Below are 21,245 nucleotides of genomic sequence, written 5' to 3'. Positions count from 1 at the left end.
AGGCCCCGAACTTCCTGCGCTTACAGCCCTCTTGACGGAGAGTCAGGCTTAGCTCCACGATCCAGGCACCCCATTCACTGTGGCTCCCCTGTGGCCACCCCACAGGGAGCCCCCTGGAATTCGGAGCCCCCCACATGAAGCTCTCCGTCTCCGGGCGCGCGATGACGGCCGGTACCGTCGCGGCCGTCCTGCTGCTGACCGGCGGATCCATAGCCGGCGCGGCACCCGCGCCCTCCGTCGCCGCCGCGCCCGACATACCCGTGGCGAGCGTGAAGGCCCACCTCACTCAGCTCCAGTCCATAGCCACCGCCAACGGCGGCAACCGCGCCCACGGCCGCCCCGGCTACAAGGCGTCCCTCGACTATGTGAAGGCCAAGCTGGACGCCGCCGGGTACACCACGGCCATCCAGCCGTTCACTTCCGGCGGCCGTACCGGCTACAACCTGATCGCCGACTGGCCCGGCGGCGACACCAACCAGGTCGTCATGGCCGGCTCGCACCTCGACAGCGTCTCCTCCGGCCCCGGCATCAACGACAACGGCTCCGGCTCCGCGGCCGTCCTGGAGACCGCGCTCGCCGTGTCGCGGGCCGGCTACCAGCCCACCAAGCATCTGCGGTTCGCCTGGTGGGGGGCGGAGGAGCTGGGGCTCGTCGGCTCCCGCTACTACGTCAACAACCTCTCCGCCGCCAACCGCGCCAAGATCAGCGGCTATCTGAACTTCGACATGATCGGCTCGCCCAACGCCGGCTACTTCGTCTACGACGACGACCCCGCGATCGAGAAGACCTTCAAGGACTACTACGCCGGCCTCGGCGTCGCGACCGAGATCGAGACCGAGGGCGACGGCCGCTCCGACCACGCGCCGTTCAAGAGCGCGGGCGTGCCGGTGGGCGGGCTGTTCACGGGGGCCAGCCGTACGAAGACCGCGGCGCAGGCAGCCAAGTGGGGCGGTACGTCGGGGCAGTCCTTCGACCGCTGCTACCACTCGTCCTGCGACAACACGTCCAACATCAACGACACCGCCCTGAACCGCAACAGCGACGCCGTCGCGTACGCGGTGTGGGAGCTGTCGGACTAAGGCACCGGGCCTTCAGCCTCGGGGCCCTCAACCGGTGGGCGGTTCGGCCGACTTGGCGGCTCGGGCGGTGAGGCGGTCCATGCGGGCGTGGGCCGACTCCAGTTCCTCGGCCTCCTCGGCGGCCGGGCCGCCCTCCGCCATGAGCTCGTCCCACAGTGCGAGCAGATCCCGGCCGAGGGCCAGGCCCAGCGCCGGGTCACGTACCGCCCGCCAGGCCGTGGCCGCGCCGTGGAGGCTGCCGTAAGCCGCCTCCGCGTCGCGGGTGCGGTGATGCGTCCGGGCCACTTCCAGGGCGAGGGCGAAAGCACGCTCCGGCTCGCCCGCCAGGTACGCGATGTACGCGGCGAGTTCACGCATCCCGAGTACCTCGGGGTGCTCCAGCCCCAGCACTGCCGACGCCTGGGCCACCGTCCGCTCCGCGAGCGCCGTCGCCTCCGTCGTCCGCCCCTCCTTCACGGCCTCGTTGACCTGCGCCATCTGCTGCGCGAAGGGCGCGGCGTCGGCGGTCGTGGCCGGGGGCGTGTCGCCGAGGACGGCTTCGGCCACGGCGTCGAACCCGCGGGGCGGGGTGGGCTTGGGGTCGAGGTCAGGGGTGGGGTCGAGGACGAGGCCGGGGTCGGGGACCCGGGCGGAGGTGGCGGCGGGAGCAGGGGACGAGGCCGGGGCAGGGGGCGGAGCAGGCAGGTTCGTCGGCTCCGGCCACGCGTCCATGGACGGCGGTGGGCCGAACTCCCCCAGCGGCGGGGGGACCGTGCCGGGTACGGCGTCCTCCACCGGCTCGGGCAGCGCGCGCATCCGGAACGTGGGCGAGGCCTCCGGCTCCGAGCCCGGCAGCGGTCGTAGGACATGCGTGGGCCTGTCCCGGTAAGGAGCCTGATCCGAGGGGAGTGGCAAGGGCTGCGGGGCCGGCGGCGCGGGCTGTGCTGCCGGGGGCGCGGGTGGGGCGAGTGGGCCAGGCTGGTCCGCGGGGGGCCGTACGGCCTCTGCCGGCGCCGGAGACTCGCTCGGCGTCGCCGGAGGCGTCCGCACGGGCTCGTCGGTGAAGTGGCTGGATCCGTCCGCCTCCACCCGCAGCGGCACGACGTACCCGATCCGCTCGTCGTGGATCGTGGCGTGCACGGAATGACCGGCGGCGACGGCGATGCGCTGGAGGTGGGTCAGAACGGTGTGCTGGATCTCCTCACCGGGAACCGCGGTGACGGGTACGCCGCCGATCGACGCACCGCCCGCGCCCGGACCACCGGCGGGGACGCGTACGTCGATCGGCGCGACCACGGGGGCCGCCGCGGCGCGTTTGTGTTCCCGCTTCATCGCGCGGCTCAGTCGAGACATCGCTTCCCTCACTCGCATGTGTCGGGGGTTTCGCCGACAGCACGTTCGGGCTCCATGGTGCTCCCTCCCGCCGTCGGGTACCGCTTCCCCGGCATCAACATCCGGTCGTACAGGTCGGACACGTCGTGCACGTACTTCGGACACGTCGTACCCGTACTGTCGAGTCTCTCCGGTACCGCCCGGCGCGGGCGTCACCGGGTCGTCACAGACTCGTTCCAGGAGCTTGTGCCACGTCACAGCGTTCTCATGCCTGGCGCCAAGATCAATCGCGTGAGAGGGAGGAGTACGGGCATGCGGACTGACATGCACGTGCAGCAGGGGCGGCCCGAGCCGGGGCCGGAGATCTGGATCCGCGGACCGGTGGCCCTGCCCGAGGAGCCCTCGCCCTCCCCTGCCGCCGTCACGCCGCGGCGCTTCTCCTGGGTCGGCGTGCACGGCGGAGCGGGTGCCTCCACGCTCGCCGCGGTCTACGGCGGCCATGACTGCGGACGTGGCTGGCCCGGCCCGGCCGATCCCCCGTCGGTGCTGCTCGTGGCCCGCACGCATGCGGCCGGGCTGGCCGCAGCCCTGGGCGCCCTCGAGGTCTTCCGACGCGGGGAGGCTCCGCACGGGCTCGATCTCGACGCCGTCGTCCTGGTCGCGGACGCGCCGGGCCGGCTGCCGCGACCGCTCGCCGAGCGCGTCAAGGTGATCGAGTCGGTCATCGATGTGTACCGGGTGCCGTGGGTGGCTGCCTGGCGGCTCGGCGAACTGAGCGGGCAGGCGCCACGGGAGGCGGCGGCGCTGGCTCGGTTGACGGGGCGCTCTCGCTGAGGCGGACTGTTCGGGTCGGCGGTTCAGGCTCGGCGGTTCAGCTCGGCGGTTCAGCTCGGCTGAGCGCAGGGCCTTGCGAAGGCCTCGCGGAGAATCACCCCATGACGCCCGCACCCGGCCCAGGCCCTGACCCCGCTCCCATACCCACACCCACCATCGCCCCCGACCCCGGCTGCGGCCCCACCCCTGCCGCCCTGTCGGCCGTGGAGATCGCCTCGGCCGTACGCTCGCGCTCCCTCCGCGCAGTCGACGTGGTCGCGCAGGCCCTCGACCGGATCGAGCGGGCCGACCCCGTCCTGTCCGCCTTCATCGAAGTGTGGGGCGACGAGGCGCTCCGGCGGGCCGGTGAGGTGGACGCGCGGGTCGATGCGGGTGAGCGACTGCCGTTGGCCGGGGTGCCGATCGGGGTGAAGGGGCGGCGGGGGCTGCGGACCGCGGGGCCCCTGCTCGCGGCGGGGTGTGTGCCGGTCGGCGCGACGTCCGTTCCGGGGCCCGGAACCCCCTGGCAGACCTGGGGACTTGGCCGGTACGGCCGTACCGCCAACCCCTGGCGCCATGACCGTACGCCGGGCGGCTCCTCGGCCGGGTCCGCGGCGGCGGTGGCGGCGGGCCTGGTGCCGCTCGCGACCGGGAGCGACGGGGCCGGGTCGGTGCGGATTCCGGCGGCATGGTGCGGGGTCATCGGGTTCAAGGCCGGCAACGGACGACTGCCGTCGACCGATCGCACGGGGCTGATGACGCCGGGAGTGCTCGCGCGGTGTGCGGCGGATGTGGCGGCGTACTGGGGCGTGGTGTCGGGGGAGAAGGCGGCCTCGGACGGGCCACCCGCTTCCAGTGGGTACGGCAGCCTGGCCGGGCCAGCCGGTGCCGGGCTCCACGCCAGCCTCGCCGGGCCCCTCGGTTCCGGGCCGTACGACAGCCTGGCCAGACCCGTCGGTTCCGGGCCGTACGACAGCCTGGCCGGGCCAGCCACCGCCCCGCAAGACAGCCTGGCCGGGCCGCCCGACCCCGCCCCGCACGACAGGCCGACCGACCGGCCCGAGGTTCCGGCCGCCGTATGGTCCCCCGACCTCGGCTTCGACTCCCCCGACCCGGACGTCGTCGCCGTGGCCCACGCCGCGGCCGTACGGCTGGCCGAAGCCGGCGCGATACGGCTCATACGCCCACCCGCTCCGCTCCGCCTCGACGACCCCGCCCCGGCATGGCTCGCCCTGCGCTCCCCCGCCGCCGCCCCCGCCGACCCCCACACCCACCGCATCCGGGCCGCCAATGACACCCGCCTGGCCGACCTCTTCGCCGAGGCCCGGCTACTGCTGACCCCGACAGCACCCATCCCGCCGCACGGCCACGACGGTCCCGGCGACCGGTACTCCACCGCACTCACCTGGGCGTTCAACCTGAGCGGGCATCCGGCGATCAGCATCCCGGCGGGATTCGGGCCGGACGGGTGTCCGGTCGGGCTCCAGTTGGTGGCGGCGCATGGCGAGGAGTCGCTGTTGCTCGCGGCGGCAGGGATGGCCGAGAGACATATCGGACCTTGGCCGATCGTCGGCGGCATCTGAATGCGTATGCATATAATGCACATGCGATTAGTTGCCGTACGTCGACCATGGCCTGGTGACGGGCCGACCGTTTGGGGGACCCATGACCCGCCGTTTCCTGTTCGTCCTCGGCAGCAGCCGCCCGGACGGCAACACCGAACTACTGGCCCGCCGCGCCGCCGAGCAGCTGCCCGCGGGTGTTGAACAGCAGTGGATCGACCTCGCCGCACACCCGCTGCCCGACTTCGAGGATCTGCGGCACGACAGCGACCATGTCCGCCCCACGCAGGGGAACGTGGCACTGCTGCTCGACGCCACCCTCGCCGCCACCGACATCGTGATCGCCTCGCCCCTGTACTGGTACTCGGTGTCCGCCCACGTCAAGCGCTACCTCGACTACTGGTCGGGCTGGCTGCGCACCCCCGGGATCGACTTCAAGGCGACCATGGGCGGGCGCACCCTGTGGGGCGTCACCGCGCTCGCGCACGAGGAGCAGGAGGTTGCCGACCCGCTGGTCGGGACGCTGAGCAACTCCGCCGCGTACATGGGGATGCGCTTCGGCGGGGTGCTGCTCGGCAACGGCAGCAAGCCCGGTGACGTGCTGAACGACGCCGAGGCCCTGGCCCATGCGAAGACCTTCTTCGCGCAGGAGGCGCCGCTCGCACGCTTCCCGTACGAAACGGAGTGACTGCCGCCGAAACGGCGTGACTCCTATGCGGTGACGTCCTTCGCCGTGAACCTCGCCCACGCCGCCGAGCCGAACACCGCCGCGTACAGCGCCTGGATCCCCAGGTTCTTGACCAGGTCGTCCCAGTAGACGGGTTCGCGCATGAGGTCGGCGAAGGACAGCCAGTAGTGGGAGAAGAAGTACGGCTGGATCGCGTGCAGCTGGGGGATCTGGTCGAGGATCTGGACGGTGATCAGCAGGCCGACCGTCGTCGCCATCGCCGCGATGCCGCTGTTGGTCAGCGTCGAGACGAACAGCCCGAGCGCCGCCACACCTATCAGGGACGCGGCGACCACCAGGGCGATCAGCAGGGCGCGGCCCAGCCCCTCCGCGAAGCTGATCTGTGTGCCTGAGATCGTCGTCAGGTCGCCCAGCGGGAAGAGCAACGCTCCGACCGTGAGCGCCGAGCCGGCAACCACGAGGGTGGCCACCAGGCAGAAGGCCATCGTGGTGGCGTACTTGGTCAGGAGCAGGCGGGTACGGCCGGCGGGGGCGACCAGGAGATAGCGGAGGGTGCCCGCGTTCGCCTCGCCGGCTATCGCGTCGCCCGCGATGACGCCTATCGCCATGGGCAGGAAGAACGGGAGCGTCGCGGCCAGCGCGGTGAAGACCAGGAACAGGCCGTTGTTGGTGATCTGCGAGATGAACGCCGGCCCGCCGCCCTGCGGGCCACCACCCGTCGACCCATCGCCGCTCGTCTCGATCTTCACGGCGATCCCGACCAGGATCGGCACGGCTGCCAGGACGGCGAGCAGCGCGAGGGTGCGCCAGCGCCGGAACGTGGTGAGCAGTTCGCTGCGGAGGAGACCGAAGGTCCACAGCGGACTGACCTTGCGGGCGCCCGCGATCTCGATACCCGGCCGCATGTTCTCCCCGCCCTGCAGGGCCGCTTCAGCCTGCGACATCGAACCCCTCCCCCGTGAGCGCCACGAACGCGTCCTCCAGGGAGGCCCGTTCGACGCCGAAGCCCCGGACGCGCACTCCGGCCGACACCAACGCCGCGTTGACGTCCGCGAGATCACGGTCCGGAGGTTCTGCGGTCACCCGGTCTTCGGTGATGACGACGTCGCCGGCACCCTGCTCCTTCAGCACCCGGGCGGCGTCGCCGGGGTCGGGAGTGGTCACGACGAGCCGGCCGCGCGTCCCGGCCGCCAGCTCCGCGACCGCGCCCTGGGTGATCAGCCTGCCCTGGGCCATCACGGCCGCGTGCGTGCAGACCTGCTCGATCTCGTCGAGGAGGTGGGAGGAGAGGAAGACGGTCGTGCCGTCGGACGCCAACTCCCGGATCAGGGAACGGATTTCACGCATGCCCTGCGGATCGAGGCCGTTGGTCGGTTCGTCGAGGACGAGGAGTCTGCGCGGCTGGAGCAGCGCGGCCGCGAGGCCCAGCCGCTGCTTCATGCCGAGCGAGTACGCCTTGGCCTTCTTGCCGGACGCGGCCGCGAGGCCCACCCGGTCCAGTGCAGCCGCGACACGCGTGCGCCGGGTGCGCGGATCGGCGGTCGGGTCGGCGGAGTCGTACCGGATGAGGTTGTCGCGGCCGGAGAGGAAGCCGTACAGGGCGGGTCCCTCGATGAGGGCTCCGACGTGCGGCAGCACCGCGCGCGCAAATTGGGGCATGGGCTGCCCGAGCACGCGCGCGGTACCGGAGGTGGGCTGGATGAGGCCCATCAGCATGCGGATGGTGGTGGTCTTGCCCGAGCCGTTCGGGCCGAGGAAGCCGAAGACGCTGCCCGCCGGGACGGTCAGATCGAGACCGTCCACGGCGAGCTGCCCGCCGCGGTAGCGCTTGGTGAGCGCGCGGGTGGCAATCACCGTGTCGACGTGGTCGACGGGGGCCGAGGGGACGGTCCGACCGGCCTGGCCGACCGGGCCGACCGGGCCGACCGGGCCGACCGGGCCGACGTGACCAGCCCGGCCGACTCGATCCGTCCGGACCGCCCGATCCACCTGGCCGGCCTTGTCGACCTCGTCGCCCTCCGCGGCGGGCAGTTCCTCCATGTGCTCCCTTGGCTCCCTCGGCTCCTCTGGCACCTCGTCGCGTGGCGCGTGACGCGCGGCGGCGCAGGTGCGCCGCCGACGCCGCTCCGGCTGGGGCCTACTTGCCCGAGTCGGCCGCCTTCACGAGCGCGTCCTTGTCGACCGCGCCCACGTAGACCTTGCCGTCGTCCGTGATCAGGGCGTTGATCAGGCGGGTCTTGAAGACCGTGCCCGAGCCGAACTTGCCGGTGACCTTGTCGCCCAGGGCGTCGAGGAAGCCGCCCATGTCGCCGCCGACCTCGGCGCCGGAGGGGACGCCCTCGCCGCCGTTGTCGAAGACGGCCACGGAGTTCCAGCCCTCGCCGATGACCTCGGGACCCTCGTCGGAGGCCTTGCCGAGCTTGCCCTCGGACTTCAGGCCGCCGAGTTCCTTGTCGAGCTCCTTGCGCAGCTCGTCCTCGGACTTGGGGCCGCCGTGCTCCCGGGCCTTGCCTTCCAGCTCACCCTCCTCGGTGACCTTCGCACCCTTGGGCGGGGTGAAGTCGAAGGTCGAGGCGGCCGGCTTGGCGAAGCTGACCTGGGTGAAGCCGGCGTCGATCACTGCCGCGCCGCCGCTCGACGGGGTCAGCGTGAACTTCAGCGGCATGCCCGTCTTGGCGTCCACGGCCACGGTGATCGCGCCGACCGTGGTCCCGGACTGCTTCGGCTTGATGAGCAGCCGGTACGCGTCCCGGCCCGCGACATGTGCGGTGCCGTCGACGGTGACGGACGTGGTGTCGTCGACCGACTTGAGCGCCTCCTCGGCGAAGTCCTTGGGCGTGGCCGGAGCTTCTTCCTTCCCGTGCCCGTCCTTCGACTCCTCGGCGGTGCCGTGGAAGACCTCGTTCGACTTGCTGTCGTAGCCCCAGATGTCCTTGCCGTTGTGGATGAGGCTGTACTCGGAGGCGTTCTCCAGGAGGGAGAGCTTCTGCCTGTTCTCGCCGTCGAGGGCGACGCGCAGGGTGTGCGTGCCGGACGCCAGCTCGGTGAGCTTGGCGGTCGGGTCGGCGGACGATCCGCCGTCCGAGCCCGACGCCATGGCGCCGGAGGCGAAGCTGGACTCCAGCCCGCCGAGGTCCGGCAGCCCCAGGTCGGTGCTGATCTTCACGGTGCCGGACAGCTGCTGCACGTCCGACTGGGCGATCTTCTGGATGAGTTGCTCTGCGGTGATCTTCGGCAGGTCCGGGTCGCCGGAGTCGGCGAGCGCCGGGACGAGCCCGATGGTCGCCGCCGCGACGCCCACGACCGCGACCGGGACGACGTACCGCGCGGCCTTGCGCCGCCCCGCGCGGTGGTCGTCGACCTCCGCTGCGGCCGTACTGTCGTCGGATTCGTACGGTGCCATGTCTGCCTTACCTCCGTCGTCGGCGGCGGCTGTCCTTCTCGTTCGTCGCCCGCGAGTCTTTCGACCCCGCACTGCTCCACCCCTGTGCCGCCATTCTCACCCGAATCGGTGAGGAGTGGTGTTGTCCGTGGTGTCCATCTGACCAAATCGGCCGCAGAGATACGTCAACCTTCGGAGCCAACTCCGTGTACACCTCCGGTATGACGCACGAGGGCGGCGCCTCCCCCGACCCGTAGGGGTCGGTGTGGAAGACGCCGCCGTACGTGCCGCGCCGGCGCGCAGGATCAGCCGTTGATGAACACGTAGTCCGCCTGGTACGACACCCCGACGATCGCGCCCGGTGTGCAGGAGCCGGCCGGGGCGACGCCGCCGACGGTGTTCAGCCGCAGGATCTCGGCGGTGTCGGCGAGCAGGCCACGGTGCTTGCCGGACTGGCCGGCCTTCAGGTCCAGCTCGGGGATGTTCCCTTCGCCGTTGGGCGTCTTGGAGATGACGGCCCCCGTCACCGCACTGCCGTCCCGCGCGATCCACTGCGGCGTACCGGAGTTGGGGGCGACGAAGGAGTGTGCGATACGGCCGCCGAGTACGGCACTGACGTCTCGTTGGGCGAAGGCGTACCCGCCGCCCTCGGCCGGCTTGCACTCGTAGATCTGCTTGCCCTTGATGACGGATGCCTGGAAGTTGTCGAGCGCGTCGCGGAAGTCGAACTTGGCGACGGTGACCTTGTGGAGCTGCCCCCGGACGGCGCCGCCCGGGAACTCGGCGGTGTGGAGGTTGGCGTAGAAGGAACTCGGGTCGGTCTTGAGGGCGTTGAGAAGGGCGCGGTCCTTCACGGTGACGGTGCCGGTGAGGCTGTGCCCGTTGCTCTTGCCCTTCCCCCCGCCCTTGCCGAGCAGGCCACCGAAGTCGACCTTGATGCCGCCGTTGGTGCCCTTGGCGCCCTGGTGGATGTGGAGGGCGGTCGGTTTGCCGGTGCCGCGCCAGGCGACGGCGACGGACACCTTGTCGCCCTTGACCTTCACGAACTGCACAGCGGCACCGTCCTTGTCCCCGACGGCGGGGCCACCCGCCACGGGCACCTCGTTCGCCCCCCGAAGACTGGCGGCGAGGACCGTGCCCCCGGTGCCGGCAGCGGTCCCACTCCGGCTCACGATCCCCTGCGCATCGCCTCCGGCGTGACCCGCGTGGTCGGCGCGGACACCTCCGGCGGCGAAGGCGGGAATCACCGCGGCGGCGACCCCACCGGCGGCAGCCACCGCGACAGCGGTGACGATCAGGCTCTTACGGCGCTTCGAGAACGTCGCGTTCATGCCCATGATTCTGTTTTCTCCCCGTAATGCGGCTGACGCCCCCTGCGTCAGCTTCTGGGCATTCATACGGAGCCGATCTCACTTTGGACTCAGTCCAACGTAGTGACGTGCGTCACAGTCACGCCGAGTGCGAGTCCAGGCACTTCAGCCCGTCCGGCGTTTGAGGGCGAGGCCGTTCAGGCCGAAGCGGGGGTCTGGGGGCGACACCCCCCAGGACCCGGGGTCGAAGGGGCAGAGCCCCTTCAAGGACGGGAAGAGTAAGGGCGGCGGGGGCGGGAAAACCTACCCGGCCCGATGCACCACCGCATCGCACAACTCCATCAACGCAGCCTTGGCCCCGATGTCCGCCAACGGCGCCAGCGCGGCCCGCGCATCCTCCGCATACCGCACCGTGTCCCGCCGAGCCTGCTCCAACGCAGGATGCTCCCGCAGCGCGGCCAACGCCTCCGCATGCCGCGCATCGTCCGTCAGATCGGAGTCCAGCAGCTCGCACAGGGCGACATCCTCCGCCAGCCCCAACCGCTCGGCCCGCTCCCGCAACCGCAGCACGGGCAGCGTGGGAATCCCTTCCCGGAGATCCGTCCCCGGCGTCTTCCCGGACTCGTGGGAGTCACTCGCGATGTCCAGTACGTCGTCCGCGAGCTGGAAGGCGACCCCCAGCCGCTCCCCGTACTGGGTGAGCACATCGACCACCGTCTCGTCGGCGCCCGACATCATCGCCCCGAACCGGCACGACACCGCGACCAGCGACCCGGTCTTGCCGCTCAGCACGTCCAGGTAGTGCTCCACCGGATCGCGCCCGTCCTGCGGCCCTGCCGTCTCCAGGATCTGTCCGGTGACCAGCCGCTCGAACGCCTCGGCCTGCACCCGCACCGCCTCGGGTCCGAGGTCGGCGAGAGTGTGCGAGGCGCGCGCGAAGAGGAAGTCGCCGGTCAATACGGCAACCGAGTTCCCCCAGCGGGTGTTCGCGCTGTCGACACCCCGCCGCACCGCGGCCTCGTCCATCACGTCGTCGTGGTACAGCGTCGCCAGATGGGTCAGCTCCACCACGACCGCCGACGGCACGATCCCCGGCGCATACCGGTCGCCGAACTGGGCAGCGAGCATCACGAGCAACGGCCGGAACCGCTTTCCACCCGCCCGCACCAGATGCTGGGCGGCCTCCGTGATGAAGGGGACCTCACTCTTGGTGGCTTCGAGCAATCCCTCCTCGACAGCCGCCAATCCGGCCTGGACATCGGCTTCCAGAGCCTGGTCCCGCACGCTCAGCCCGAACGGCCCGACGACGGTCACGAGGGGTCTCCTGTCTGCTGGTGTCTACTGGCGGTTACACGGTTTGTCGATAGGTCGCTGCCATCACTCAAGTCAGCGTATCCGGTCACGTTTCGATCACCGATGCCGCCCACCCGTCCACCACGGGCGGTATCGGATCACGACCGGTATGTTTTTGATCACCTGATAAGGCGGGATATCCATCCACTTATAGGGAAGTAACGGTCCGAGTCCCGAACCGACGTCGGCATCGAGCCCGAGCGCGGTCCCCCGCCCCGCGACGACCATGCCTTCCTCGGCCAGCCGAAGGGCCTCCTCACCCTGTCCGGTCTTGAGGTCTGGGAACGCTTCTCGTTCCTCGGTATGCAGGCCATCCTCGTCCTGTACTTCGCCGACACGGTCACCCACGGCGGTACGGGCATGTCGGCCGGAACCGCGGCCTCCGTCTCCGCCGCGTACGGCACCCTCGCCCATCTGGTCCCGGTCGTCGGCGGCTGACTCGCCGACCGTGTCCTCGGCTCGTACCGGGCGGTGCTGTGGGGCGGCATCCTCATCGCCTGCGGCCATTACGCCATGGCGGTGCCGACCGCCGGCATGACCTGGGTGGGCCTCGGCCTGATCAGCGCAGGCACGGGGCTCCTCAAGCCCAACGTCGCCACCATGGTCGGCAAGCTCTACCGCACCGACGACGACCGCCGTGACGCCGGCTTCGCGCTCTCCTACATGGCGATCAACATCGGCGCCTTCGCGGGCCCGCTCATCACCGGCTGGCTCGGCGACGTCACCAAGCCCGCCCACTTCGGCCTCAACGGCGCGATCGCGGTGGCCGCGGGGCTCGCCGTGATGGCCGCGGCACGCCGGCTTCGCCGCACGATGCACCCGGTGCACCGACCTGACGGGGATACCGCTCATGCACATCCGTACGTCCTTCCCTACGAGACGACTCACCACGACATCCGCATCCCGCTCCCGGACGGGACCCTGCCGTACGCGCGCGTGTGGCGCCCCCTGACGGACGAGCCCGTACCGGCGCTCCTCGAGTACCTGCCGTACCGCCTGACCGACTGGACCGCACCCCGCGACCACCAGCGCCACCCCTGGTAGCCGGCCACGGTTACGCCTCCGTGCGCGTCGACATCCGCGGGCACGGCAGCAGCGAGGGCATGCCGACCGACGAGTACTCGGCGACGGAGCTCGCCGACGGGGGCGAGGTCGTCAACTGGCCGGCGGCCCAGCCCTGGTGCAATGGCCGGGTCGGCATGTTCGGCATCTCCTGGGGCGGCTTCAACTCCCTCCAGATCGCGGCCCTCGCGCCCGAACCGCTCAAGGCGATCGTCACGGTCTGCTCCGCGGACGATCGCTATGACAACGACGTGCACTACATGGGAGGTTCCGCCCTCGCCGTCGACATGCACGCCTGGGCCTCGACGATGCTGGCCTTCGTCGCCCGCCCGCCGGATCCGCTGTATGCCGGGGACACCTGGCGGGAGATGTGGCTCAAGCGGCTGGACGCCGTCGAACCGTTCCTGCACACCTGGCTCGGCCACCAGACGCGCAACGACTACTGGCGCCACGGCAGCGTCTGCGAGGACTACGGCGCGATCGACGCCGCCGTCCTGGCGGTGGGCCGCCGGCACGACCCGTACCGCGACACCGTCCTGCGCCTCGTCCAGCACCTGCCGGCGGATCGCGTGCGCGGCCTGATCGGCCCCTGGTCGCACCAGTACCCCGACACCGCGGCCTGCCGCCGGGCCCGGCGATCGACTTCCTCCAGGAGACGCTGCGCTGGTGGGACCACTGGCTGAAGGACGAGGACACGGGCGTCATGACCGAGCCCCTGCTGTGCTCGTACGTCAGTGACTCGCACCGCCCGGCCACGGTGTACCCCACGCTGCCCGGCCGCTGGGTCGGCGAGCCCGCCTGGCCCTCTCCGCACGTGCACGCGGTGACGTACGCCTTCCAGGGCGCCCCCGTCCTCGTCCGCTCCCGCATACACACCGGCATCGACGCCGGCCGCTTCTTCCCCTTCGGTAACGACGCCGACCTGCCGCCGGACCAGCGGGAAGAGGACGCGCGGTCCGCCTGCTTCGAGTTCGAAGTGGGCGAGGGGACCTGGGTGTTGGGGCGGCCGAAGGTGCGGCTGCGGCTGACGTCGGAGGTGCCGCGCGGGCAGGTCGTCGCCCGGCTCTGCGACGTGGCACCGGACGCCTCCTCGACCCTGGTCACGCGGGGCGTGCTGAACCTGTCGGCGCGCCACGGCCGGGACCGCACGGTGCCGTGGGAGCCGGGCGCGACCGAGGACGTGAACTTCGAGCTGAACGGCATCGGCCATGCCTTCCCGCCCGGCCACCGCATCCGCCTGGACGTCTCCTCCGCGTACTGGGCCGTGGATCTGGCCCCAGCCCGATTCGGCGGCGGGCTTCGAACTGGAACCGTCGGCAAGCTCGCTGGAACTTCCGGTATGCGCACGTGCGTTGGACGAATCGACTGACGGCACAGCCATCATTTTCGGGGAACCGGAGCAGGCGGAACCGCTCGGCGTGAACTCCCCCATCACGCTGGACGAGCCCCGCTCCGAGCGCCTCGTCGTGCGGGACGTGGCCAAGGCCGAGTGGCGCCTCAAGGTCGACCCCCGGTACAACGGCACGCGCGTGTACCCCGACGGCCTGGAGTTCACCGAGGACGCAGTGGAGACGTACACGATCAACGAGTGGGACCCCCTGTCGGCCCGCACCCGCTCGGACTGGTCGATCCGCCTGCACCGCCCGGAATGGGGTGGGACGCAACCGTGCGCACCCGCTCGGAGATCAGCTGCGACCGGCATGACTTCATCGCCTCCGACGAGGTGATCTGCATGGAGGGCGAAGAGGTACTTTTCCACCGGACATGGGAGAAACGGACTCCACGGACAGCCGGTTAAAGGCGAGTTGGATTCATTGCCCGATTTGCCGCTCTTGTGGAAGCCAGTGAGTTGGGTCACTTATGCCGATTCATGGAACCGTCCTGGCAAACCCACGTCTCCCCTTGCCCCCAGAGCAAGTTGAGGCTTGGCAACCGCAAAGGATCAAGCGCCCCATTCGCACCAGACCATGGTCAACCGGCCAACAGGTGACCACGGCACTTGTTCCGGACATGTGCTCTCGCATACGTTCCCGCTCAGTCGGGCGGACGCCTAATCCTGCCGCCGCCCGAGTCATCCACCCACGCAACTCACTCACGCACGGCAGGAGCGGGGGACCCAGGTAAGTCGCTGGACCGGACGCCTTGATGGCGCGCCGGACCGGCTCGGGGTGAAGTCGCGCCGCCGCACGGTGGCACGGCCGGGCATCTCCCGCCCGAACCCGACAGCTCACCTCGCAGGCGCCGGAGAGGAACAGCGCCATGCCCCGAGGCAAGCACCGCCGCCCCCGCACCAACCCGCTCACCCGGCACGTCATCGCAGCCGGCACCGGTACCGCCGCCCTCGCCATCCCGCTCCTGAGCGCGACCACCGCGAGCGCCGCACAGCCGGCCCAGTCCCCCACCGTCGCGCAGGCCGCTCCCCAGGCCGCCGTGAAGGCCAAGACCCTCGCGTACACCACGAAGAAGGGCGACACGCTCTACGGCATCGCCGACCGGTACGACGCGCAGGGCGGCTGGAAGCAGCTCTACAAGGACAACCGCAAGGCCGTCGGCGACGACCCCCGTCTGATCCACCCGGGCCTCGACCTGGAGGTCCGGGCGACGAAGAAGGCGAGCTCGCCGGGCAAGTCGGCCGACAAGGCGTCCGCGCCCGCCAAGAAGTCCAACGTCGCCAAGGCCACCCAGTCGTCCGTGAAGAATTACCCGAACAACCTGGACGGCTGGATCCGCAACGCACTGGACATAATGTCGCAAAACGGAATTCCGGGTTCTTACGAGGGCATTCACCGCAACATCATGCGCGAGTCGTCCGGCAACCCCCAGGCCATCAACAACTGGGACTCCAACGCCGTCGCGGGCACCCCGTCCAAGGGCCTCCTGCAGGTCATCGACCCGACCTTCGCGTCGTACCACGTGCCGGGGACGGTGTACGACCCCTACGACCCGGTCGCGAACATCACGGCCGCGTGCAACTACGCGGCCGCGCGTTACGGCTCGATCGACAACGTCAACGGTCCCTACTAGGCCCTGGCGCGGGAGCCTGGCCGCCGACGACATGCCCTACCGGGCGAAGTCGGCCAGGCTCCCCGCGAACAGCCTCTCGAGGACGACGGCGATGCCGTCGTCCTCGTTCGAGAGAGTGATCTCGTCGGCGACCGCCTTGAGTTCGGGATGCGCATTGGCCATCGCCACCCCGCGGGCGGCCCAGTCGAACATGGGGATGTCGTTGGGCATGTCCCCGAAGGCGATCGTCTCGCGAGCGCCGAGACCGAGATGCTCGGCGGCGAGCGCGAGACCGGTCGCCTTGGTGATGCCGCATGGCTGGAGTTCGACGGTCCCAGGCCCCGACATGGTGACCGTCGCGAGGGAGCCGACCACCGACCGCGCCGTCGCCGCCAACTCGTCGTCGGACAGGGTGGGATGGCGCAGCAGCACCTTACTGATCGGCTCACACCACAGGTCGTCGCGGTGCCGGACGCGTACGGCGGGCAGGGTGGGGTGCGGCATCAGGTACCCGGGCTCGATGAGCGTGAGCCCGTCCACGCCGTCCTGGTCGACGGCCGCGTACACCTGCCCCACCTCGGCCTCGATCTTGCCGAGCGCGGTCTCCGCCAGCTCCCGGTCCAGGGTGATGGACCACAGCAGACAGTCCGCTCCGGCGTCGTACAACTGCGCACCCTGTCCGCACACCGCGAGCCCCCGGCTGCCCAGGACGTCGAGGAGCGGGCGCACTCTGGGCGCAGGCCGCCCCGTCACGACGAGGTGCTGCGCACCGGCCGCCGCCGCCTGCGCGAGCGCATCGAGGGAACGATCGGAGAGCGTGTCGTCGCCTCGGAGCAGCGTCCCGTCCAGGTCAGTGGCGATGAGTGAATATGCGATGGGTCGGGCCATGATCAGAGAATACGGACAGGAGGCCCCATCGACTCGACTCGAACCGGACGGCTGCTGTGTTCACATGCGTTGACACCTGTTCCGGTTCCAGTTCTGACTCCGCGCGGGCAACTTCCTTTTGCTTGTGGCGATTTCACCCCCACGTGGTGCCTGCGGACTCCTGGACGGCACCGACCCCCCTCCTGTCGATGTGGCCGAGCGCGGCGACCTGCTGATTCGCCGACCCCCGCGACGCGAGTTCTGCACTGCCCAAGACCCTCGCCTCACCCGTAACGTGTGGCCCGACCACATGGCACGGAGCGTATGAGAGTGAGGCAGCACCCCATGCCCCCCTTCGATCTCCCCGAGGGCGACCCCTTCGGCACGCACAACCTTCCGTACGGCGTCTTCTCCCTTCCCGGCTCGGACTCCGCGCGACGGGTCGGCGTCCGGCTCGGCGACCACGTCCTCGACGCGGGCAAGGCGGCCTACGCACTCGGCTCGCCGTACGCCCCGCTGCTCGCCCAGGACTCCCTGAACGCGCTGCTCGCCGCGGGCCACACCACGTGGTCGGACGTACGGCGCGCACTGACGGCGTGGGTGACGGTGCCGGCGCACCAGGAGGCCATCGCGGACCTCCTCCACCCGCTGTCCTCAGTCACCCTGCACCTCCCCTTCGAGGTCGCGGACTACGTCGACTTCTACGCCTCCGAGAACCACGCCCGGAACGTCGGCCAGATCTTCCGCCCCGACGCCGAGGACTCCCTCACCCCCAACTGGAAGCACCTGCCGATCGGTTACCACGGCCGCTCCGGCACGGTCGTCGTCTCCGGCACGGACGTCGTACGACCGTCCGGCCAGCGCAAGGCTCCCGCCGATCCGGAGCCGGTCTTCGGCCCGTCGGTCCGCCTCGACATCGAGGCCGAGGTCGGCTTCGTGGTCGGCACGCCCTCGGAGATGGGCAGGCCGGTGGCGCTGGGCGACTTCCGTGAGCACGTCTTCGGCCTGTGCCTGCTCAACGACTGGTCGGCACGCGACGTCCAGGCCTGGGAGTACGTCCCCCTCGGCCCGTTCCTCGGCAAGTCCTTCACCACGTCGGTGTCGGCGTGGATCACCCCGCTGGACGCGCTGGAGGAAGCGCGGGTGGCACCGCCGGAGCGGACACACCCCCTGCTGCCGTACCTGGACGACTCCGGCCCCGACGCCGAGCCCGGCGGCTACGACCTGCGTATCTCCGTGGCCATCAACGGCCACGTCGTGTCCGAGCCCCCCTTCTCCACCATGTACTGGACGGCCGCCCAGCAGCTGGCCCACATGACCGTGAACGGCGCCTCCCTGCGCACCGGCGACCTGTACGGCTCGGGCACGGTGAGCGGCCCGACGGAGCGCGAGCGCGGCTCACTGCTGGAGCTGACCTGGAACGGCCGGGACCCTCTCGAACTCCCGGACGGCAAGCGGGCGTTCCTGGAGGACGGCGATGTGGTGACCCTGTCCGCCTGGGCCCCGGGCCCCGGTGGGGTTCGGGTCGGACTCGGGGAGGTGACGGGGCAGGTCGTGGCGTCGTGATCAGACGGGGCGGGGCGCAGTGACGCCGGGCATTCGGCGAGTCCTGCCCACTGACTCCTGCGATGGCCACCGTCATACTGGCTGGCGGTGGGAACCGAGCCGCAACCGGTGTTCGTAACCCACCGCCCCGTACTGCCGCCCCCGCACCTTCCCTGACCAGGATCCGGAGCCCTTGGCATGACCGTCTGCCTGCTCCTGTTGAGCATCGTCGCCCTGACGGCCGCCGTACCCGTCCCCCAGGCGCTGACCCGGGCCTCCTGGCCCGAACGGGAACCGGTGGTCGCGCTCTGGGTGTGGCAGTGCCTGGTCGCCACCGTCCTGCTGTGCTGCCTGACGGCCCTGGCGCTGGGCACCGCCGCGGTCTTCGGCACGGTACGCGCCCAGCTCTTCGCTCCGGCGCCGCCGTCGGTGACCGAGGCGTACGACCTCTCGGCCGCGCCCGCGTGGGCGGTGGCCTCCACCCTGCTCCTGGCCGCCGGTGCCGCCTGGACGACCGCGATGCTGGCCCGCGAACTCGTCGAGGCCCGTCGGCGGCGCGGCCAGGCCAGGGCCCACCTGCTCGAACGCGCCCCCGACCTGCCGGCCGGCCTGGGCTCGGGGCGGGGCCCGCTGCTGGTGCTGGAGGACGAGTACCCCGACGCCTGGTGGATGCCCGGCAGCCCGCCCCAGCTGATCGTCACCACGGGCGCCCTGCACCGCCTGACCGACCACCAGCTCGACGCCGTCCTCACCCACGAGCGCGGCCACGCCCGGGCCCACCACGACTGGCTGCTGCACCTCTCGACCGCGCTTGCCACCGGATTCCCCCACATCCCGTTGTTCGCCCACTTCTGCGACCAGACCCACCGCCTGGTCGAACTGGCCGCCGACGACACGGCCTCCCGCCGCTGCGGTCACCTGACGACGGCGCTGGCCCTGATCGAGCTCAACCAGCACCGAGGCGTCCTGTCCTGCGCGTCCACCAACCGCCTCCTGGGCGAACGCGTCAACCGCCTCCTTCAGCCGCCCCCACGCCTGGGCCGCCGCAACCGGGCCCTCACCACGACGCTGGCAGCGCTGGTACCGCTGCTCCCGCTCCTGATCACGTTCGCTCCGGGGCTGACGGCGTTGAGCTGACCGGCGTCGCCGACGAGCGCTCGCACACGCGGGTGGCTCTTCCTAGGCCCAGTCCTCCGGCTCCGGCTCCGGTTCCATCTCGGGCCAGTCGTCCGCCCCGTCATGGGTGCCAGGCCCAGGGTTCGTCTCGGCCGCCGCCCCCGCACCGGACTCGCCACGCAGGGAGGTCAGCACCTCGAGCACGCCCTCCCCATACGTGGCCAGCTTCTTCTCACCGACACCGCCGACGCTCCCGAGCTCACGCACGGACGCGGGCCACACCGTCACGATCTCCCGCAACGTCGCGTCATGGAAGATCACATAGGCCGGAACCCCCTGCTCCCGAGCCTGCTCGGCACGCCAGGCCCGCAGTGCCTCGAAAGCCGGCACCAGCGCCTCGGGCAGCTCGGCCACCGCGGCCTTCGCCTTGCGCTCTCCGCGCCCGGACCCGGCGGACCCCGACGCCGACCGCGAGGTCACCGGCTTCATCGGCTCCTTACGCAGCGGCACCTCCCGCTCCCGCCGCAGGACCGTCCCGCTCGCCTCCGTCAGCACGAGCGTCCCGTACTCGCCCTCGACCGCGAGCAGTCCCTGTGCCAGCAACTGCCGGACGACGCCCCGCCATTCGCCCTCGCCCAGCTCCTCGCCGATGCCGAAGACGGACAGCTGGTCGTGATCGAACTGGATCACCTTGCCGGTGCGCCGCCCCAGCAGGATGTCGACGATCTGCAGCGCCCCGAACTTCTGCCCCCGCTCACGCTGCAGCCGCACCACCGTCGACAGCACCTTCTGCGCAGCGATGGTGCCGTCCCAGGTCTCCGGCGGTGTCAGGCAGGTGTCGCAGTTGCCGCAGCCCGTCGGATCGGGGTCCTGGCCGAAGTAGGCGAGCAGCTGACCGCGCCGGCACTGCGCGGTTTCACACAGCGCCAGCATCGCGTCCAGGTGCGCGGCCGCCCGGCGCCGGAACGCCTCGTCGCCCTCGCCCGACTGGATCAGCTTGCGCTGTTGTATGACGTCGTTGAGGCCGTAGGCCATCCAGGCCGTGGAGGGGAGTCCGTCGCGGCCGGCGCGGCCCGTCTCCTGGTAGTAGCCCTCGACCGACTTGGGCAGGTCGAGGTGGGCGACGAACCGCACGTCCGGCTTGTCGATGCCCATACCGAAGGCGATGGTCGCCACCACGACCAGCCCCTCCTCGCGCAGGAACCGGGACTGGTGCGCCGCGCGCGTGCCCGCGTCCAGGCCGGCGTGGTAGGGCACCGCCTCGATGCCGTTGCGGCTCAGGAACTCGGCCGTCGCCTCCACGGACTTGCGCGACAGGCAGTACACGATGCCGGCGTCACCGGCGTGTTCCTCGCGCAGGAAGCTCAGCAGCTGCTTCTTCGGGTCCGCCTTCGGCACGATCCGGTACTGGATGTTGGGCCGGTCGAAGCTCGCCACGAAGTGCCGGGCACTCGGCATGTCCAGCCGCTGGGTGATCTCCTGGTGCGTGGCATGCGTGGCCGTCGCCGTGAGTGCGATGCGCGGGACGTCCGGCCAGCGCTCGCCCAGCAGCGACAGGGCCAGATAGTCCGGGCGGAAGTCATGCCCCCACTGGGACACACAGTGCGCCTCGTCGATCGCGAACACTGCGATCTTGCCGCGCGACAGCAGGTCCAGCGTCGACTCGACCCGCAATCGCTCCGGCGCCAGGTAGAGCAGGTCCAGCTCGCCCGCGAGGAACTCCGCCTCCACCACGCGCCGCTCGTCGAAGTCCTGCGTGGAGTTGATGAACCCGGCGCGCACGCCGAGCGCCCGCAGCGCGTCCACCTGGTCCTGCATCAGGGCGATGAGGGGCGAGACGACGATGCCGGTACCCGGTCTGACCAGGGACGGGATCTGGTAGCACAGCGACTTCCCGCCGCCGGTCGGCATGAGCACCACGGCGTCGCCGCCGGCCACCACGTGCTCGATGACGGCTTCCTGCTCGCCGCGGAAGGCCTCGTACCCGAAGACCCGCTGCAGTGCGGCGAGCACCTCGCCGTCACCGGCCTGTGCCACCTCGCTCAACCCTGGCATCTCGCTGATCCCGCCCGTCGCACCCATCGCCATGTCCCCCGTACGTCGACCCTCGACCACTGCCTCCACGATAGGGGCCGCCACCGACAGCGCCGGAGT

The 21,245-nt window shown here is 70.9% G+C and carries 15 protein-coding genes, 2 pseudogenes and 1 riboswitch; of the genes and pseudogenes, 9 read left to right on the top strand and 8 right to left on the bottom strand.

Annotation, left to right across the window (positions count from 1 at the left end; all coding sequences use genetic code 11):
- The first annotated feature begins 134 nt into the window (after positions 1-134).
- Positions 135-1,079: a M28 family metallopeptidase gene (locus ACZ7M7_RS39855; RefSeq protein WP_472125749.1), complete on the top strand. Its 945-nt coding sequence runs from the start codon at positions 135-137 to the stop codon at positions 1,077-1,079.
- A 27-nt stretch (positions 1,080-1,106) separates the two neighbouring features.
- Here the strand turns inward: ACZ7M7_RS39855 and ACZ7M7_RS39850 are convergent, their stop codons facing one another.
- Positions 1,107-2,411 (bottom strand): tetratricopeptide repeat protein, encoded by a 1,305-nt coding sequence (locus ACZ7M7_RS39850; RefSeq protein WP_472125746.1) that lies wholly within the window; start codon positions 2,409-2,411, stop codon positions 1,107-1,109.
- Between the two features lie 291 nt (positions 2,412-2,702).
- Between ACZ7M7_RS39850 and ACZ7M7_RS39845 the strand changes: the two genes are divergently transcribed.
- The 3 genes from ACZ7M7_RS39845 to ACZ7M7_RS39835 all read left to right on the top strand — a co-directional run bounded on the left by ACZ7M7_RS39845 (position 2,703) and on the right by ACZ7M7_RS39835 (position 5,453).
- Positions 2,703-3,224 (top strand): DUF6668 family protein, encoded by a 522-nt coding sequence (locus ACZ7M7_RS39845; protein ID WP_472125743.1) that lies wholly within the window; start codon positions 2,703-2,705, stop codon positions 3,222-3,224.
- Between the two features lie 101 nt (positions 3,225-3,325).
- The gene (locus ACZ7M7_RS39840) at positions 3,326-4,786 is read left to right on the top strand and encodes an amidase (protein ID WP_472125740.1); all 1,461 of its coding nucleotides are present in this window, start codon (positions 3,326-3,328) and stop codon (positions 4,784-4,786) included.
- An 82-nt stretch (positions 4,787-4,868) separates the two neighbouring features.
- A complete protein-coding gene (locus tag ACZ7M7_RS39835; protein ID WP_383610099.1) occupies positions 4,869-5,453 on the top strand; it encodes a flavodoxin family protein in 585 nt (194 codons plus the stop codon).
- Between the two features lie 23 nt (positions 5,454-5,476).
- Here the strand turns inward: ACZ7M7_RS39835 and ACZ7M7_RS39830 are convergent, their stop codons facing one another.
- The 5 genes from ACZ7M7_RS39830 to ACZ7M7_RS39810 all read right to left on the bottom strand — a co-directional run bounded on the left by ACZ7M7_RS39830 (position 5,477) and on the right by ACZ7M7_RS39810 (position 11,459).
- Positions 5,477-6,397, bottom strand: coding sequence for an ABC transporter permease (locus tag ACZ7M7_RS39830; protein ID WP_472125737.1), 921 nt, complete (start codon positions 6,395-6,397; stop codon positions 5,477-5,479).
- Complete coding sequence (locus ACZ7M7_RS39825) at positions 6,384-7,493, bottom strand: ABC transporter ATP-binding protein (protein ID WP_472125734.1); 1,110 nt, start codon at positions 7,491-7,493, stop codon at positions 6,384-6,386. Before ACZ7M7_RS39825 ends, ACZ7M7_RS39830 begins: the two co-directional genes overlap by 14 nt.
- Positions 7,494-7,590: 97 nt before the next feature.
- Positions 7,591-8,856, bottom strand: a complete 1,266-nt coding sequence (locus tag ACZ7M7_RS39820) for a LolA family protein (RefSeq protein WP_472125731.1) — start codon at positions 8,854-8,856, stop codon at positions 7,591-7,593.
- Positions 8,857-9,140: 284 nt separating this feature from the next.
- Positions 9,141-10,166, bottom strand: a complete 1,026-nt coding sequence (locus tag ACZ7M7_RS39815; protein ID WP_472125728.1) for a CHRD domain-containing protein — start codon at positions 10,164-10,166, stop codon at positions 9,141-9,143.
- Positions 10,167-10,448: 282 nt separating this feature from the next.
- The gene (locus ACZ7M7_RS39810) at positions 10,449-11,459 is read right to left on the bottom strand and encodes a polyprenyl synthetase family protein (RefSeq protein WP_383610112.1); all 1,011 of its coding nucleotides are present in this window, start codon (positions 11,457-11,459) and stop codon (positions 10,449-10,451) included.
- A 228-nt stretch (positions 11,460-11,687) separates the two neighbouring features.
- Here ACZ7M7_RS39810 and ACZ7M7_RS39805 point away from each other — a divergent pair.
- The 3 genes and pseudogenes from ACZ7M7_RS39805 to ACZ7M7_RS39795 form a co-directional block, all read left to right on the top strand.
- Positions 11,688-12,326, top strand: a pseudogene (locus ACZ7M7_RS39805) (oligopeptide:H+ symporter); the annotation flags it as partial.
- 22 nt (positions 12,327-12,348) lie between these two features.
- A pseudogene (locus tag ACZ7M7_RS39800) lies at positions 12,349-14,358 on the top strand (CocE/NonD family hydrolase).
- A gap of 281 nt (positions 14,359-14,639) precedes the next feature.
- A riboswitch (cyclic di-AMP (ydaO/yuaA leader) is annotated at positions 14,640-14,814 on the top strand.
- Positions 14,815-14,819: 5 nt separating this feature from the next.
- Positions 14,820-15,584, top strand: a complete 765-nt coding sequence (locus ACZ7M7_RS39795; protein ID WP_472125725.1) for a transglycosylase SLT domain-containing protein — start codon at positions 14,820-14,822, stop codon at positions 15,582-15,584.
- A 36-nt stretch (positions 15,585-15,620) separates the two neighbouring features.
- Here ACZ7M7_RS39795 and ACZ7M7_RS39790 read toward each other — a convergent pair whose 3' ends face one another.
- Positions 15,621-16,451, bottom strand: coding sequence for an HAD family hydrolase (locus ACZ7M7_RS39790; protein ID WP_369272789.1), 831 nt, complete (start codon positions 16,449-16,451; stop codon positions 15,621-15,623).
- A 324-nt stretch (positions 16,452-16,775) separates the two neighbouring features.
- Here ACZ7M7_RS39790 and fahA point away from each other — a divergent pair, with 324 nt between their 5' ends.
- Both fahA and ACZ7M7_RS39780 read left to right on the top strand, forming a co-directional pair.
- Complete coding sequence (fahA, locus tag ACZ7M7_RS39785) at positions 16,776-17,996, top strand: fumarylacetoacetase (protein WP_472125722.1); 1,221 nt, start codon at positions 16,776-16,778, stop codon at positions 17,994-17,996.
- A 177-nt stretch (positions 17,997-18,173) separates the two neighbouring features.
- The gene (locus tag ACZ7M7_RS39780; RefSeq protein WP_472125719.1) at positions 18,174-19,112 is read left to right on the top strand and encodes a M56 family metallopeptidase; all 939 of its coding nucleotides are present in this window, start codon (positions 18,174-18,176) and stop codon (positions 19,110-19,112) included.
- A gap of 42 nt (positions 19,113-19,154) precedes the next feature.
- Here ACZ7M7_RS39780 and recQ read toward each other — a convergent pair whose 3' ends face one another.
- Positions 19,155-21,173 carry a DNA helicase RecQ gene (gene recQ, locus ACZ7M7_RS39775; protein WP_472125879.1) on the bottom strand — a complete coding sequence of 673 codons (2,019 nt, stop codon included), beginning with the start codon at positions 21,171-21,173 and terminating at the stop codon, positions 19,155-19,157.
- Positions 21,174-21,245 lie beyond the last annotated feature (72 nt).

Source organism: Streptomyces sp. NPDC111606, from assembly GCF_055656945.1.
The sequence above is the reverse complement of the archived record's forward strand: the minus strand, read 5'-3'. Positions and strand labels throughout refer to the sequence as shown.

Coding starts and splice junctions, on each gene's coding strand:
- ACZ7M7_RS39855 (WP_472125749.1), top strand. CDS start 135: ATGAAGCTCTCCGTCTCCGGGCGCGCGATGACGGCCGGTACCGTCGCG.
- ACZ7M7_RS39850 (WP_472125746.1), bottom strand. CDS start 2,411: ATGTCTCGACTGAGCCGCGCGATGAAGCGGGAACACAAACGCGCCGCG.
- ACZ7M7_RS39845 (WP_472125743.1), top strand. CDS start 2,703: ATGCGGACTGACATGCACGTGCAGCAGGGGCGGCCCGAGCCGGGGCCG.
- ACZ7M7_RS39840 (WP_472125740.1), top strand. CDS start 3,326: ATGACGCCCGCACCCGGCCCAGGCCCTGACCCCGCTCCCATACCCACA.
- ACZ7M7_RS39835 (WP_383610099.1), top strand. CDS start 4,869: ATGACCCGCCGTTTCCTGTTCGTCCTCGGCAGCAGCCGCCCGGACGGC.
- ACZ7M7_RS39830 (WP_472125737.1), bottom strand. CDS start 6,397: ATGTCGCAGGCTGAAGCGGCCCTGCAGGGCGGGGAGAACATGCGGCCG.
- ACZ7M7_RS39825 (WP_472125734.1), bottom strand. CDS start 7,493: ATGGAGGAACTGCCCGCCGCGGAGGGCGACGAGGTCGACAAGGCCGGC.
- ACZ7M7_RS39820 (WP_472125731.1), bottom strand. CDS start 8,856: ATGGCACCGTACGAATCCGACGACAGTACGGCCGCAGCGGAGGTCGAC.
- ACZ7M7_RS39815 (WP_472125728.1), bottom strand. CDS start 10,166: ATGAACGCGACGTTCTCGAAGCGCCGTAAGAGCCTGATCGTCACCGCT.
- ACZ7M7_RS39795 (WP_472125725.1), top strand. CDS start 14,820: ATGCCCCGAGGCAAGCACCGCCGCCCCCGCACCAACCCGCTCACCCGG.
- ACZ7M7_RS39790 (WP_369272789.1), bottom strand. CDS start 16,451: ATGGCCCGACCCATCGCATATTCACTCATCGCCACTGACCTGGACGGG.
- fahA (WP_472125722.1), top strand. CDS start 16,776: ATGCCCCCCTTCGATCTCCCCGAGGGCGACCCCTTCGGCACGCACAAC.
- ACZ7M7_RS39780 (WP_472125719.1), top strand. CDS start 18,174: ATGACCGTCTGCCTGCTCCTGTTGAGCATCGTCGCCCTGACGGCCGCC.
- recQ (WP_472125879.1), bottom strand. CDS start 21,173: ATGGGTGCGACGGGCGGGATCAGCGAGATGCCAGGGTTGAGCGAGGTG.